This is a genomic window from Kocuria sp. TGY1127_2, from assembly GCF_013394385.1.
Taxonomy (GTDB): domain Bacteria; phylum Actinomycetota; class Actinomycetes; order Actinomycetales; family Micrococcaceae; genus Rothia.
In genome coordinates this window covers 343,441-356,760 of sequence record NZ_AP022834.1, presented here as the reverse complement: position 1 = coordinate 356,760, position 13,320 = coordinate 343,441, and the positions used below count along the sequence as shown (strand labels likewise).

The following is a 13,320-nucleotide window of genomic DNA, read 5'->3' as shown; positions in this document are numbered from 1 at the left end:
CATCAGGAGTCCAGGTCGACAGCGACCTTCCGACCGGTTTCCGCTGATTTCTGAGCGGCGTCGGCGAGGATCAACGCGGCGCGCCCGTCTTCGTACGTGGGGCTTCGCGATTCCTCGCTCTTGATCCATTTCACGAATTCTTCCACTTCAAGAAGGTACGCCGCGGCGTACCGCTCCAGGAAAAACTCCTGATAAGTGGCCTTGGACTCGACCGACACCGCGTTGGACAGGGTGGCCAGCGACGTGGACGAGTTGAGCGCCCCGCCAGATCCAAAGGGGCACGTCCACGAATACCGCGATCAGGTTCTGGAAGTGGACCTGTCCTTAACGTCCGGTCCCGATCAGACCGATGCGAATTTTCTGCGTCATCGGATTCCCCCTCTCAGATCAGTTCTTTGATGAACTGGGCGGAGTAACGGGCATCCTCGTGGGCTTTGGCGGCGTCTTCTTCAGTGTCCAGAACAGTATCTTGCTCGAGCACATACCACCCCTTGTAACTGGCCTCCTGAAGACCCTTGACGATTTCTGCGATCTTCGCGTCGCCTTTGCCCAATGCCTGGTACATTCCGCGACGGCATCCTTCTCGGTAGTCGAATTCTCCGTCGGCGACTTGCTTGGCCACAGAAAGATCCACGTCCTTCAAGTGGATGTGGGCTACCCGATGAGGGTGCTCACGAACCAGCTCCAGCGGGTCGCCGCCGGCAAGAGTGTAATGCCCGGTGTCCACGCAGAGGCCAATGGTCGACCCGGCGAGAACCCGATCGGTTTCCTCGGGAGTCTGTATCAGGGTGCCCATGTGCGGATGCAGGGTTGCGGTGACACCCGCAGCAGCGGCTACCTCATTGATGGTGTTGAGGTTGCGGAGGAGAGTCTCCCACTCGGCGTCGCTGAGGTCCGGCCGAGTGTCGTACCCGGCCTCTCCGGAGTTCGCAGACAGGACCATGACGTCGGCCCCTGCCGCCGCGTACGCTTCAAGTTCTTTGTGGATCTGCGGCAACGGATCCCGGTCTTCACGGTGTAGAACCGCAGGGAAGAAGCCTCCGACGGCCGAGAGGCCGTGCTGCCTCAAGACCCTCGCACGGCCTTCGGGATCGTCCGGGAGGAAACCTTCTGGTCCGAATTCCGTGGCCGAGAATCCGAGCCTCGTCATGTCCTGGAGGACCTGCTCGGGTTTGAGCTGAATTCCCCAGTCCGGCACCTCGATAACGCCCCAGGTGATGGGGGCAGCGGCCAATTTCGTCATGATGATTCCTCTTCCTTGAGGTACGTGTTTCAGTCGTGCGTTCCCAGGATCATCTGATCCCAGTCGATGATCGATCCCGTGACGACGCCGCTGCGTTCCGAAAGAAGGAAGACCACAGCGTCCGCAATTTCGTCGGGTTGGCCCAATTTGCCCATGGGTTGCGATGCGGAAGCCTCCTGAAGCCAAGAGTCCGAAGCATCGTGGAAGGTTTTCTGGATGACTTCTTCGCCCGGAGTCTGCGTCCACCCGATGTTCAGCCCATTGATCCGGATCCTGTCCCACCGGTGGGAGTAAGCGGCATTCTTGGTCGCCGCGGCCAATCCGGCCTTGGAGGCTACGTACGGCGCGAGGTAGGGCTGTCCGCCGTGCATCGACATCGTGAGGATGTTGAGGATGGTTCCCGGTTCCCCGCGGCCCTTCATGTCGGACACCGCGGCCTGCATCGTCATGAACGGTGCGACGAGGTTGACTGCGAGGTGCTGGCTGAGGAGCTCACGGCTCGTGTCCTCCAGCGACCCCCGCGTGGTGACCCCCGCGGCGTTGACCAGGGAATCGATCTGGCCGAACCTTTTGACGGTTTCTGCGACAACGCGCTCGGCCTCCCCAGGAACTTCCAGATCCGCGACGATCCCGAAGGTCTCGGCAGCGAATTCGCCGAGGCCTTTCTCCGCGGCGGCCAGTTTTTGCCCGTTGCGCCCGACGATTGCGACGCCACGCGCCCCTTCCCGAGCCGCGGCCTGCGCTATGGCGAGCCCCAGGCCTTGAGAACCGCCCGTGACAAGAACGACTTTGTCCTTCAAAAGATCTTGCATGACTATTTCCTCCCTTGGCCCTGCGCGCTGGTGTTCGAGACCTGGTCGATTTTCTGCCAGCTGCCGCTTTCGGCTGATTTCTCCGCCGCGGAAACCACGCGGTTGGCCGCCAGACCGTCCTTGATGTCTGCGTGCTGCGAGTCCTGTCCCAGGAAGGCGAGCAGGAATTTCTTGGCCTCGATGGTCTTGAGGTCGTCATATCCCATGGGGGTTCCGGCACCCGGTTGGAAGACCGAGAAGTCGCCGAATTCCGCGCCGGCCATGACCGTGGTGTACCCAACGTGGGGTGCGGTGTTGAGCGCGAGCTGGAGCTCATTCATGCGCTCGAAGTCCCAGCGGAAAGACCCTTCGGTTCCGTAGACCTCGATGCCATAGGAGGCACGCGGCCCGTTGGCCACTCGGGAGGCTTCCAGCGTTCCGATGACGGGCGATGCCGAACCCGAGGAATCGGGTTGGGCGTAACGGACGATCATCGAAGCGTAGTCCTCGTTCTCCACGGGCTTCATCTCGCCGTTCTCGACAATCGCGAAATGGGTTCCGCTGCCCATAGGAAGTTCGGGGCGCTCGGAGTAGACCGTCGAGGTCGCGGCCGTAACCTCTTCAACAGGCCCCACCACATAATGCGTCAGATCGATCAGATGTCCCATAAGGTCCCCGAGGACGCCCGAGCCCGCCAGATCGCGGACGAAACGCCATGACAGGGCCCCTCTGGGGTCCGCAGAGTAGTCGGCGAAGAATGCGCCGCGAATGTTGGTGATTCTCCCCAATTTGCCGTCGGCCACGAGCTGCCGCGCGTACTCGATGGCGGGCGCATTGCGGTAGTTGAACCCCACGGCGCTGACCACGCCGGCTCGATCCGCCGCGTCGGAAATGGCTTGCGTCTCCTCCGCCGATCGTCCGGCGGGCTTTTCGAGCCAGAAAGCCTTTCCTGCGGCCGCGGCGTCCTGGGCAATCTGAGCGTGCAAGAAGTTTGGGGCGCAGATCGAGACGACATCCACGTCAGGGTTGTTGAGGACCTCGTGATAGTCCGTGGTTCCCTTCTCGAAGCCTAAGACGTCTACAGCGTATTCGGCACGGTCCTCGGCGGTATCGGCGGCGATCACCAAGCGAGGTTTGATCCCCAGCTCCGGGTAGAAGACAGGAATGTTGGCATAGGCCCGGGAATGGACTTTGCCCATCCAACCAACGCTGATGAGCCCCACTCCGACGGTTTGCTGTTCTGCCATGATTTCTCCTCATTGAGATCGTCCGACCGGAGCATTGGACCGGTCCATATCGATTCAGCTTATTTTTCAAATTGTTCTAACGTCAATACAAATGATCGGAGGGGCGGCTTCCCTGTGGCTAAACACCGCCCTTCTCAGGTCTACGCCACGGCAGCGGGTTGACCGCCGTCCAGAACGGCACGGACCGCTACGGCTGCATCATGGAAGGTCGCGCTAGCGGCATTCTTGCTCAGCCCCATTACGTGCGGAGTCAGCACCGTATTGGGATGGTGATACAGCGGGTGGTCCTGGGTCGGCTCAGGGTCGAAGGCATCCAGTCCGGCACCGGAGATGCGCCCTTCTTCCAGAGCCTCCAAGAGCGCATCCTCATCCACGATCCCACCGCGACTGACGTTGATCAGCACCGCCCCGGGACGCATGATGTTCAAGGCGTCCCGGTCGAGGAGGTTTCTGGTTTGCTCGACCAACGGAAGATGCAGAGAAACGACGTCGGAACCCTTGAGGAGTTCTTCCACGGTTTCTGCGCGGATCTCGGGATCGACCGGGGCCACGGGGTCGTAGGCCAGGATCTCCATCCCGAAGGCCCGAGCGATGTGGGCCACGCGTTGGCCGATACGCCCGTAGCCCATGATGCCCAGGGTCGCGCCTTCGAGGTCACCCACCGGGACTCCGGATCGCTCGGTCCACCGGCCTTCGCGCACCAACCGGGTCAGTGGGTCCAACGACTTGACTAAGTGCAGGATGTGGGCGAAAGCCCCTTCGGCTACGGCATTGGTATTGGTTCCCGGGGTGATGGCAACCGGAATACCGCGCCTCCGGGCAGCGGGAACGTCGACGTCGTCAACGCCAACTCCCGTTCGAGCGATGACCTTGAGCTCGGGCATGCGCTCGAGTTCAGCCTCGCCGACCGTCACCGCGGCGCGGACTATCGCGCCTTCCACGACAGCGAGATCCTGCGGACCAGGCTCGGCGACAAAATCCACGTCAGCTCCGAGCACGGTCTCGACCTCCTCGGGCGGCACCGGACCCAATCCTATGACGACGTGGCGATTCCGCTGCGTGGATTCAGTCATGGCGTGCTCCTCCCAACCGAGCGGCGACGTCGCGCGCCGCATTTGCCAAGAGGGTCGAGTCCGACCCGACCGGGAGGAAGGTGAAGCCTTGCGCGGCACGCTTTTCCGCCACGTCGGTGTTGGCACTGAGAATCCCTGCGGAAATCCCGGCCTTCCGCGCGGCGTTGAGAACACGGTCCACGGCGTCCTTGAATTCCTCCGATTCGAAATTGCGCGGGGTTCCCAAAGCGTAGGAGAGGTCCAGCGGTCCGATGAACAGCACATCGACTCCGTCCAGCGCGGCTATCTCTTCCACCTCATTGAGGGCGCCGAGAGTTTCGATCTGGACGATGCACAGGGCCTCGCTGTTCGCGGTGTCCAACGCACCCGTATCAAGACCCCACCGGACGGAACGGTTGTACGTAGCAACTCCGCGCATCCCCTGGGGTGGGTATCGGAAGTAACACAACGTTTCCTCGACCTGGATGGCATCGTTGATTCGGGGCAGCATGATCCCTGCGGCACCCGCGTCCAGGGCCCGGCCGATACGAATACGCTCCAGGGATTCGACGCGCACCAGTGTCGCCGTACCGTAGCCGCCCGTGGAGGCGACGACCTGACCGATGTGGGATTCGTCCGATCCCCCGTGTTCGAGGTCCAGCAGAACCCAGTCCAGGCCGGAGACTGCCATGATTTCCGCCGACGCGGGATGTCCCATTCCACAAAAGGCACCATGCGTCAGCTCGCCCGAGCGGATGCGTCGAGCCAGCTTTCCCTGGTCCAATGGAGTCGACCTCATACGTGCCACCTCTGATCCCGCAGTCCCTCTTCGTACTCGGCCCGCAAGGGCGGGACCCACTCCTGTTCGCTGACTTCAGCCGGTGCCACGTCCCAGAAAACTTCCGATCCGGGCAGGTCTACTAGGGGAACGGTGGGCACAACGATCATGACTGGGCCCTCATGGCTTCTGGTGTCGTCCAGAGCGGTACGAACCTCCTGGGCGGAGGTCGCCCGAACCACCTTGGCGCCGAGGCCTTCACCGATGTTCTCGAGCCCCACCTGCAGGTATTCGCCCGAGAGCCGCCCTTGCTCGTCGTGGCCGCGATACCGGAAATCATTTCCGAATTGTTCGCCGAACTTCATCATCTGAAGACGGCGGATCACCTGGAAACCGTGATTTTCCGAAACCACGTAGGTCACTTTGAGACCTTCCTGGGCCGCGGTGAGGATCTCCGTGGGGTTCATGAGGAAAGTACCGTCCCCAATGAATACCGAGACGCGCTTTTCTTCCTCGGGATTCGCCAGCCGCACCCCAATACCTGCAGGAATCTCGTACCCCATGCACGAGAAACCGAATTCGAGGTGTGCATGGCGCCCTTCGGTCGCGTCCCAGACCTTGAGGAGGTCACCGGGAGGGCCGCCCGCCGCAGCGATCACGACGTCGCCGCTCTGGGAGTGCTCCTGCATTAGGCCGATCAGTTGCCCCTGGGTCAGCACGGCATCCGTGTCCGGGATGTTGAGGTCAGCGTGTTCGGGTGCGTTCTTGTTGAACATAGTGTCAGGGTCCAGCGCTGCGGCACGCTGCGGACGCCACTCGTCCTTCTGACTACGGATCTCGCTGGACCAGCCCTGGGAGACCCCGTAGCCCTCGAGGTCGGACAGCAGATCCTCGATGCCTCGCCGCGCGTCGGAGACGGCGGCGACGCCGCCCTGTTTGATGGCATCGATTTCCGCGATGTTGATTGCGGCGAACCGCACGTCGGGGTTCTTGAACATGGTCTGGGAACCCGTGGAGAAATCGGTCAGGCGAGTGCCGATCGAAAGGATCAGGTCGGCCTGGGCCGCTAGCCGGTTGGTGGCCGGATTGCCCTCCAAACCGATGCCCCCGAGGAACCAGTCCGCGTCGTGTTGGACGGCGCCCTTGCCTCCGAAAGTCTCGGCGACGGGAATGCCGGTAGCCTCCCCGAGCTGCTGCAGCTTCTCCTGCGCCAACGAGTAGTGGACCCCGCCGCCGGCAATGATCAAGGGTTTCTCCGCACCGCGGATCGCTTCTACGATCGCCTGAATCTCCTCCGGCTGAGGAACGGTGCGTCGAATGGGCCAGTCTCGCTCGCGGAAGAGCTCGACCGGGAAGTCATACGCCATGGACTGCAGGTCCTGCGAGACGGAGAGCACGACGGCGCCGGTCTCGACCGGGTTCGCGAGAACCCGGAAGGCCTGGGGCAGAGAAGTGATGAGCTGCTCGGGTCGGGTGATCCGGTCGAAGAAGCGGGACACCGGCCGGAATGCGTCATTCACGGTCAGACCCGGATCGCTGGGGTCCTCGAGCTGCTGCAAGACCGGACCCTGACGCCTCGTCGCGTAGGTATCGCCCGGCAGAAGCAACAAGGGCAACCGGTTGACGGTGGCCAAGGCTGAGGCCGTCACTAAGTTCATGGCCCCGGGACCGATCGAGGCCGTCACGGCGAGGGTCTGGCGCCGCTGGGTTGCTTTGGCGAGGCCCGAGCCGATATGCCCGAGGGACTGCTCATTGCGCCCCTGGATGAACGGGATCGAGTCCGCGTACTGGGAGAACGCCTGGCTGAAACCGGACACGTTCCCGTGTCCGAAGATCCCTCCGGCGGCCGGGATGAAACGGCGCCGTTCGCCGTCCATGATCGAATACTGATTGCTGATGAATTTGACGATGGTTTGGGCGACGGTGAGTCGAATCGTCTGGTCCTGATGAGTCATGATGCTTCCTTGCATTCAGCGAGTGGTCTGTCAGTAGGGCAGGGGCGGGTTACTGGTCCCAGGGCTGGCCGTGCAGGATCACGGCCTTTTCTTCGGTCATTTCGGCTACGGCGGCCCGGGGGCCTTCTTTGCCGACGCCGGAAGCCTTCAGCCCTCCGTATGGCATGAGGTCCGCACGCCACAAGGGTGTCCAGTTGATGTGCACGACGCCCGCGTCAATCTCACGCGCGGCACGGACCGCATTGTTGTTGTCACGGGTGAACACACCGGCTGCGAGGCCGTAATCGGTCGAGTTCGCGAGATCCAGTGCTTCGCCGATGTCCTGGGCCACGGAGACGGCCACACCGGGACCGAAGAGTTCTTGCTGAGCGATTGAGGACCGCGGGTCGACGTTGGAGAGGATCGTCGGTTGCACGATCGCGCCGTCCCGCTCGCCGCCCTGAGCCAAAGTCGCGCCTTCGTCGACGGCCAGGCGGAAAGCCTGTTCGACACGCTGGGCCTCTCGCTCATCGATGAGCGTGCCCACGGTTGTCGTGCCGTCCGATGGGTCGCCGGTGCGATGCTCTGCAACCTTGACCTTGAGGGCATCCAGGAAGTCGGTCGCGACATCGCGATGAGCCACAACACGCTGGACCGAAATACATACCTGGCCCGCGTTGATGTAGCCGCCCGCCGCAACGGCGGTGGCCGCGAGATCGATGTCGGCGTCCGGCAGAACAACCACGGGTGCGGAGGACCCCAATTCGAGGGATAGCTTTTTCACGCCGGCCGTAGCAGCTATGTGCTGCCCAACCGCCGTGGACCCGGTGAAACTGATCTTCCGAACCCTGGGGTCCGAGGTGAGCGCGTCGCCAATGGTTTTGCCTGATCCAGTCAAAACGGACAGAACGCCTTCGGGCAGACCCGCATCCACGAAGCACTCCGCGAGCGCGAGCGCCGTCAACGGGGTTGCTCCGGCAGGCTTGAGGATGACGGCGTTGCCCGCAGCCAGAGCGGGGGCAATCTTGTGATTGACCAGGAGAGCCGGGTAGTTGAAGGGACTGATCGCGGCGACCACTCCCACTGGCTGCCGGATGGTGAATCCGAGCTTCTCCAGGCCGGTGCCTCGGTTGGCGTCCAGTGGCAGGGACTGGCCGTAAAGCTGCGTACCTTCGAATGCGGCGAGACGGATGATGTCCCCGGAGCGCTTGGCTTCGCCAATGGCCTCGCCCAGCGTCTTTCCGTTTTCGGCACTCAGTATGCGGCCGATCTCCTCGGCGCGCTGGTCCGCCAGGTCAGCGGCTTTGAGGAGGATGTCCGAGCGCTCGCATGCCGGGGTCCGACGCCATTTCGCGGCACCGTGTTCCGCCACACGGATGGCCCGTTCGACGTCGCCGGGACCGGCAGACTCCACTTGCCCGAGGACTCGTCCATCGAATGGAGACGTGACGTCCCGAGGAGCGGAACCGTTACTCGCTTTCTCCCAGATGCCTCCGATCAGGAGTTCCTTGCCGAGCATGGTGTGTGCCTTTCGGTTGACGAAGACGCCGCGCGGATACGTCATTGCAGCTTTTGGACCGGTCCAAAATTTGATGCCAAGACGCCCTTGCTTATCGAGTTGAGGTTATTGTGGACCGGTCCAACACACTTTAGGGTGACCCAACCCACAGGTCAAGACGTGATTTTTCCGATCCCTGAGGCTTACCCAGTCGTCGACCGTCGGACCACCAATTCCGGCATAAGGGTTACGCCTTCGGTGATGCGACCGGGCTGGACGATCGATTCCGCAATCGTATCCGCTGCCAGGCGCCCGATGTCGCGGTTTCTGGGGTCGACCGAGGTCAACGAGATACGTGACATTGCGGCAATCGATGTGTTGTCGAACCCCGCGATGGCAAGGTCTTCTGGAACCCGCAGTCCCATTGAGTCGGCGGCAGACTGCACACCCAGGGCCACCAAATCGCTGACCGCTACGATCGCCGTCGGCCGGGAGCCAGAAGTCAACATCGCAGTCGCGGCCTCGAAACCTTCTTCTTCCGAGAAGGCCGCCTTCACGGCCCGCTCCGGCAGTCCACGCTCGCGAACGAACCTCAGATACGCGGCGTGGCGGCCCCTCGAGACTCCGCCTCCCTCACCGCCGACAAAACCGATGACCCGGTGCCCCTGTTCGACCAGGTGATCCATGACCAGACGGATACCCGCCTCGTCGTCCGCACGGACGGATGGGTGGTTCGACCCGCGCACTGCCGTGGCACTGGCAAAAACCACCGGCATCCCGACCGGCAAGCGCGCATCTTCGACCGATGTTCCAACAATCACGAGGCCGCGCGGACGGAGGTCACGAAACATATCGAGAACCTGTTCGTTGATCTCCCCGTATCTTTCACCCCGATACGCTGCACCGACATCGGTCGCGCTGGCTACCAAGCCGTATTGGCCGTGCTGATGCAACGCCACCCTAGCGGCCTCTGCAATCTCGGTCAGAACGGGATTTTCCAGATCGACAACCAGGATCCCGACAAAGGGAGATCCCTCCGTCGCGAGTGTCCGGGCCAAAAAATTCGGGCGGTAACCGAGACTTTCGGCGGCGGCTCGGATTCTGTCGAGGCGTTCGGAGCTCACGCGCGACGAGTCCTGGAAAGCCAGGGAGACCAAGGACTTGGAGACTCCCGCTTCGGCCGCCACATCGCGGATCGTCGGGCGATCATTCCGGTCAAAGGTCTTTTCCATGCTCCATATCCTGGCACAGGATCCCCCGCGCAACCGGAGCCAAGGGAGGCACCGCACGCTTTTCCGGCGCTTCGCCGAGGTACCCGCGGCGGGCAGACCGACACACGATGTGCGGCTATCGCCCCAGGAGATTCGGGTAGATTCCGCGCATGACGTTCACGATCTCATCCGCTTGCTCGGGTGAGACCGCGAAGTCGAGGATGGCGAATTCATACCACGTGATCGTCCCGTAGGATGCACCGAACATGGACTGGAAATCCGGCCTGTTCCCCGCGGACAAGTCCCCGAAGGAGCGCTTGCCGTTGACCGTCAGATGGCTGTTCGCTCCGTCGAAACTCGCGATGAGAACGACATCCCTGTCGCGCGATTCGACGTGAATTAGATCCTTGTCGCGCTGCAGAGAATAGGTCGCGGTCTTCTGAATTCGGCACGGTCCGAAGTCCGCGAGTGGCCCTGTCTGTCCGGGACATGAGAAGACGGCGATCATCGTGAAAGTCGAGGTCCGCGAGTGCAGGAATGCATACTCCCCCGATTGGTATGACCCTTTGGTGATCTGGAGTGCGTGGCCGTCCGCGCTTTCGATGACTCGTGCATCCGCGGGCTTCGTCCGGACGGCGGCCGTGCGGCTCAGCCCCATGGCATCGGGAATCCGGTTGGGGTCCTGAGGGTTCACGGTGGATGCTGCCCAGCGGGCCGCAACGGGTACTCCAAGATCCGGCAGAAGGTACTCGGCCAGGTCATTGCTGATTTTCGATTGAGTTCGAATGATGGTGGTCATGGTTTTCCTCCTAGTCAGAGACCTGGTCGAGGACCCGCCCGTTGCCCAGAACAAAGTTCCGGCCGGTGGCGCCCCCTCTGATGACCTCGCCAGAGGGTCGCTTTTCGGTCAGTGAATGGTGAGACACCGTGATCATGTTTTCGCGCGCTTCGGCCCCGAAGGCGAGTGCATGCTTCTGCCATCCGTAGAACGACCCGGGGGCCTGTTGCGCGGCCGTATTCGACGAAATGTTCAGAACATTTCTCGACCCTTCGATGAAGGCTCCGACGTGCCCGGAGGCAGTTGTGGCCCTCTGCGGGTTATCGGCTCGGGTTCGGCCGTCATCACCATAAACCTGGAGGTCATTATTCTCTTCGTTGGTCAGCCACGGTTCCAGGTCATCGTCGGCCCGCATGGCCCACGGCGGCACCATGTTGTTCGCGTCCACGGACATCTGGATATTCGCGCCTTCCGTTCCCGGGGTAATCCACAGACCGTGCCCGGAATGGTTCTGGGATGAGGACGACGACACGGTGACGTCGGCCCCATTTCCACGGAATTCCCAGCCATCGGCCCACCGCCGCCGATACGCATTTCCGTCCGGCGCCGGGTGTTTGAGAACCGCGGTTCCGGACATCCACGTTTTGACATTCGAATAGTTCACGGATCCGTGCAGAGAACGGACCCCGGTGAATTCCGCTTGCCCCACGGTGCAGTCCGACCAGGAACAATCAGGCGGAGAAATGAATCCGACACCGGGCCGGATGGCCACCACATTGTGGAAGACGCTGCCTCCATTCCCCCTCCAGCCGAAGACGGCCGTACCGTAGACATCGTTGATTCTCACGTTGACGACCAGATTGTAAAGATCGAGGCCTTCGTCGTCCTGATCGGGCTTGGGTTCTGATCGTATAATCCAAATTCCATGGGGCATGGTTGCGGGGTTCTCGAGAGAGTTCCGGGCCCATTTGACACCTTTGGACCACACCGTTTGGTTGAACCTATTGCCCTCCAACGTCACATCACGAACCTCTGTGCGGTAGTTCTTGTGGCCGGAAGCGGATGGTGTCACGGCGACGATGGGTCTGTTCGCTCCGTTGGGAAGAACTAGCTTCGTGATTCTCTGACCGGATCCTGCCAGTGAGACTCCTGGAGCGAGGGTCACGCTCGCCAGCGTCGCCCCGGGCGGAAGAACCACCGTGCCTCCGCCGTTCTCGGAGACGGAGACCACCAGACGATTCAATGCCTCTGTATCGTCGGTGCCGCTCTTCGGTTCCCAGGCCATACCCATTAACGGGTTGCGCTCGAGCACGGCGTCGGACTTGACGCCACCGGCAGCAGCCGGGATGAGACCACCGTTGTACTTGGACGAATACCGGAGAAGCCGAGGTGAAAGCGATCCCGAGGAATCGAGAATGTCCACCCTCCGCACGCCATCGGTCACCGCCAGGAGGCTTTCACCCGGACCTTCGGGATCGAAACCGAACTTCTCATAGGCTTCCGCGGAGGGATGGCCATCCGGTTTCCGGGCCTCGATCCATGTGGGCTCCCCATTCTTTCCGGCTGCGGCAAAAATGAGATCTTCCCGTGGATTTCCCTTGCCCTGTTTGGGATATCCACGGAGCGACCGCTCTTCCTTCATTGTTAGCTGTCCTTCCTCTTCATCTGGAGATAATTTTCAGAGGTGGTCCCCGGCATCACACCAGGTGCAGGCGTTTGAATTCTTCGAACATGCCTGCGGCGCACGCTTTTGCGCCGGCTTCGCTGAGGTGGCCGCGGTCGTCCATGGTCAGAGAAACAGGAATGACTCCGTTGTCCCCTGTGGCTCGGTCATCGTCCGTCATTCTCAGCTCCGCCAAAGCGAATGATTTCTCCCGGTGGTCGATCAGCCACCGGAAGGGCTCAATGAAGGTGTCCCCGAATTGCCATTTGAGCCGCCCGTTCCACGCATCGAGCTCTGCGCGCTTTGGGGTGCCGATTTTCTCGTGCTGCCAGGCCGGAATCTCCGTCACCACGTACCTCAACTGCTCGGCTGGGTGCTTCTCGATCATGGTCCGAATATTCTTCACCAGGTCATCAACGGATCCGCCGGTGTCCATTTCATTGCGCCCGAGGGCGAAGACGACCGAGAAATTGCGATAGAACCCTTTGGTCCCGATGGACTGCTCGTGGCCGGGGTCCGCTGTGATGTCGACATGGCCAGAAGCATCGACTTCTTCGCCGGATCGGGACCGCGTGAACCAAGTCCTCTGCGAGCCCCGTCGACGAATCATCGTTCCCCGAACACCTTTTATTTCAACCAGGTGTTCCACTGACCCGTGCATCCGAAAAGCTGGTGGAACGAAGTCGCGCAGCTCGACGCTGCCCTTTGAAGGAATCTTGCCGCCATCAAGCCGTGCCATCAGAGGCAGGCACCCTGATCTGATCGCCGCGCTCAGCGAATTGTCCCCAATCATGCTCGCGTCCATGTGCTCGTAGCCGGTGAGTTCCGCACATGCTGGAACCATTCGGGAAAGGTTGGTGAAGGAGTCTCCAAGGTGCACCCACTCCTCACGGGAGGAGCGGCGTCGGGCACCACCACTCCGAGATGCACTGTTTGCCGGGGGACTGGGCGGCGCGATCCTTTTCAACGGTTCCTGTTCGCACCCCGCCGTGGTGAGCACGGCCGCCCCTACTCCTACCGATCGGAGCAGAGAACGTCGGGAGGTCAGGTGCCACGAGTCATTGCCCGACGCGTCTATCACTGGCTTGTTGCGCACCATTGCTGTTCTTCTCCTCGGGGTGAAAG

At 61.8% G+C, this 13,320-nt stretch carries 12 protein-coding genes; all 12 read right to left on the bottom strand.

The features are described 5' to 3' along the window. Window positions 1-2: 2 nt before the first annotated feature. Entirely contained in the window at window positions 3-218 is a 216-nt protein-coding gene (locus sake_RS01560) for a Gfo/Idh/MocA family oxidoreductase (RefSeq protein ID WP_178945313.1), read from the bottom strand. Between the two features lie 164 nt (window positions 219-382). Beyond that, window positions 383-1,243 (bottom strand): TIM barrel protein, encoded by an 861-nt coding sequence (locus tag sake_RS01555; RefSeq protein ID WP_238147520.1) that lies wholly within the window; start codon window positions 1,241-1,243, stop codon window positions 383-385. Window positions 1,244-1,272: 29 nt separating this feature from the next. Beyond that, a complete protein-coding gene (locus tag sake_RS01550) occupies window positions 1,273-2,055 on the bottom strand; it encodes an SDR family oxidoreductase (protein WP_129358534.1) in 783 nt (260 codons plus the stop codon). Between the two features lie 2 nt (window positions 2,056-2,057). Then, window positions 2,058-3,281: a Gfo/Idh/MocA family protein gene (locus sake_RS01545; RefSeq protein WP_129358533.1), complete on the bottom strand. Its 1,224-nt coding sequence runs from the start codon at window positions 3,279-3,281 to the stop codon at window positions 2,058-2,060. Between the two features lie 140 nt (window positions 3,282-3,421). Then, window positions 3,422-4,354: a hydroxyacid dehydrogenase gene (locus sake_RS01540; protein WP_178945312.1), complete on the bottom strand. Its 933-nt coding sequence runs from the start codon at window positions 4,352-4,354 to the stop codon at window positions 3,422-3,424. After that, complete coding sequence (locus sake_RS01535; RefSeq protein ID WP_178945311.1) at window positions 4,347-5,132, bottom strand: HpcH/HpaI aldolase/citrate lyase family protein; 786 nt, start codon at window positions 5,130-5,132, stop codon at window positions 4,347-4,349. The genes sake_RS01540 and sake_RS01535 overlap by 8 nt, the downstream gene beginning before the upstream one ends. Beyond that, window positions 5,129-7,066: a 3D-(3,5/4)-trihydroxycyclohexane-1,2-dione acylhydrolase (decyclizing) gene (iolD, locus tag sake_RS01530; protein WP_178945310.1), complete on the bottom strand. Its 1,938-nt coding sequence runs from the start codon at window positions 7,064-7,066 to the stop codon at window positions 5,129-5,131. The genes sake_RS01535 and iolD overlap by 4 nt, the downstream gene beginning before the upstream one ends. A 49-nt stretch (window positions 7,067-7,115) precedes the next feature. Beyond that, window positions 7,116-8,609 (bottom strand): aldehyde dehydrogenase family protein, encoded by a 1,494-nt coding sequence (locus sake_RS01525; protein ID WP_243155720.1) that lies wholly within the window; start codon window positions 8,607-8,609, stop codon window positions 7,116-7,118. A gap of 137 nt (window positions 8,610-8,746) precedes the next feature. Further along, complete coding sequence (locus sake_RS01520; protein WP_129358529.1) at window positions 8,747-9,775, bottom strand: LacI family DNA-binding transcriptional regulator; 1,029 nt, start codon at window positions 9,773-9,775, stop codon at window positions 8,747-8,749. Between the two features lie 115 nt (window positions 9,776-9,890). Then, on the bottom strand, window positions 9,891-10,553 hold the full coding sequence (locus tag sake_RS01515; protein WP_178945309.1) for a hypothetical protein: 663 nt from the start codon (window positions 10,551-10,553) through the stop codon (window positions 9,891-9,893). A 10-nt stretch (window positions 10,554-10,563) separates the two neighbouring features. Continuing rightward, on the bottom strand, window positions 10,564-12,174 hold the full coding sequence (locus sake_RS01510; RefSeq protein WP_178945308.1) for a hypothetical protein: 1,611 nt from the start codon (window positions 12,172-12,174) through the stop codon (window positions 10,564-10,566). Between the two features lie 55 nt (window positions 12,175-12,229). Next, window positions 12,230-13,075 carry a hypothetical protein gene (locus tag sake_RS01505; RefSeq protein ID WP_178945307.1) on the bottom strand — a complete coding sequence of 282 codons (846 nt, stop codon included), beginning with the start codon at window positions 13,073-13,075 and terminating at the stop codon, window positions 12,230-12,232. Window positions 13,076-13,320: the final 245 nt, after the last annotated feature.

Coding starts and splice junctions, on each gene's coding strand:
- iolD (WP_178945310.1), bottom strand. CDS start 7,066: ATGACTCATCAGGACCAGACGATTCGACTCACCGTCGCCCAAACCATC.
- sake_RS01545 (WP_129358533.1), bottom strand. CDS start 3,281: ATGGCAGAACAGCAAACCGTCGGAGTGGGGCTCATCAGCGTTGGTTGG.
- sake_RS01550 (WP_129358534.1), bottom strand. CDS start 2,055: ATGCAAGATCTTTTGAAGGACAAAGTCGTTCTTGTCACGGGCGGTTCT.
- sake_RS01520 (WP_129358529.1), bottom strand. CDS start 9,775: ATGGAAAAGACCTTTGACCGGAATGATCGCCCGACGATCCGCGATGTG.
- sake_RS01540 (WP_178945312.1), bottom strand. CDS start 4,354: ATGACTGAATCCACGCAGCGGAATCGCCACGTCGTCATAGGATTGGGT.
- sake_RS01525 (WP_243155720.1), bottom strand. CDS start 8,609: ATGACGTATCCGCGCGGCGTCTTCGTCAACCGAAAGGCACACACCATG.
- sake_RS01510 (WP_178945308.1), bottom strand. CDS start 12,174: ATGAAGGAAGAGCGGTCGCTCCGTGGATATCCCAAACAGGGCAAGGGA.
- sake_RS01555 (WP_238147520.1), bottom strand. CDS start 1,243: ATGACGAAATTGGCCGCTGCCCCCATCACCTGGGGCGTTATCGAGGTG.
- sake_RS01515 (WP_178945309.1), bottom strand. CDS start 10,553: ATGACCACCATCATTCGAACTCAATCGAAAATCAGCAATGACCTGGCC.
- sake_RS01535 (WP_178945311.1), bottom strand. CDS start 5,132: ATGAGGTCGACTCCATTGGACCAGGGAAAGCTGGCTCGACGCATCCGC.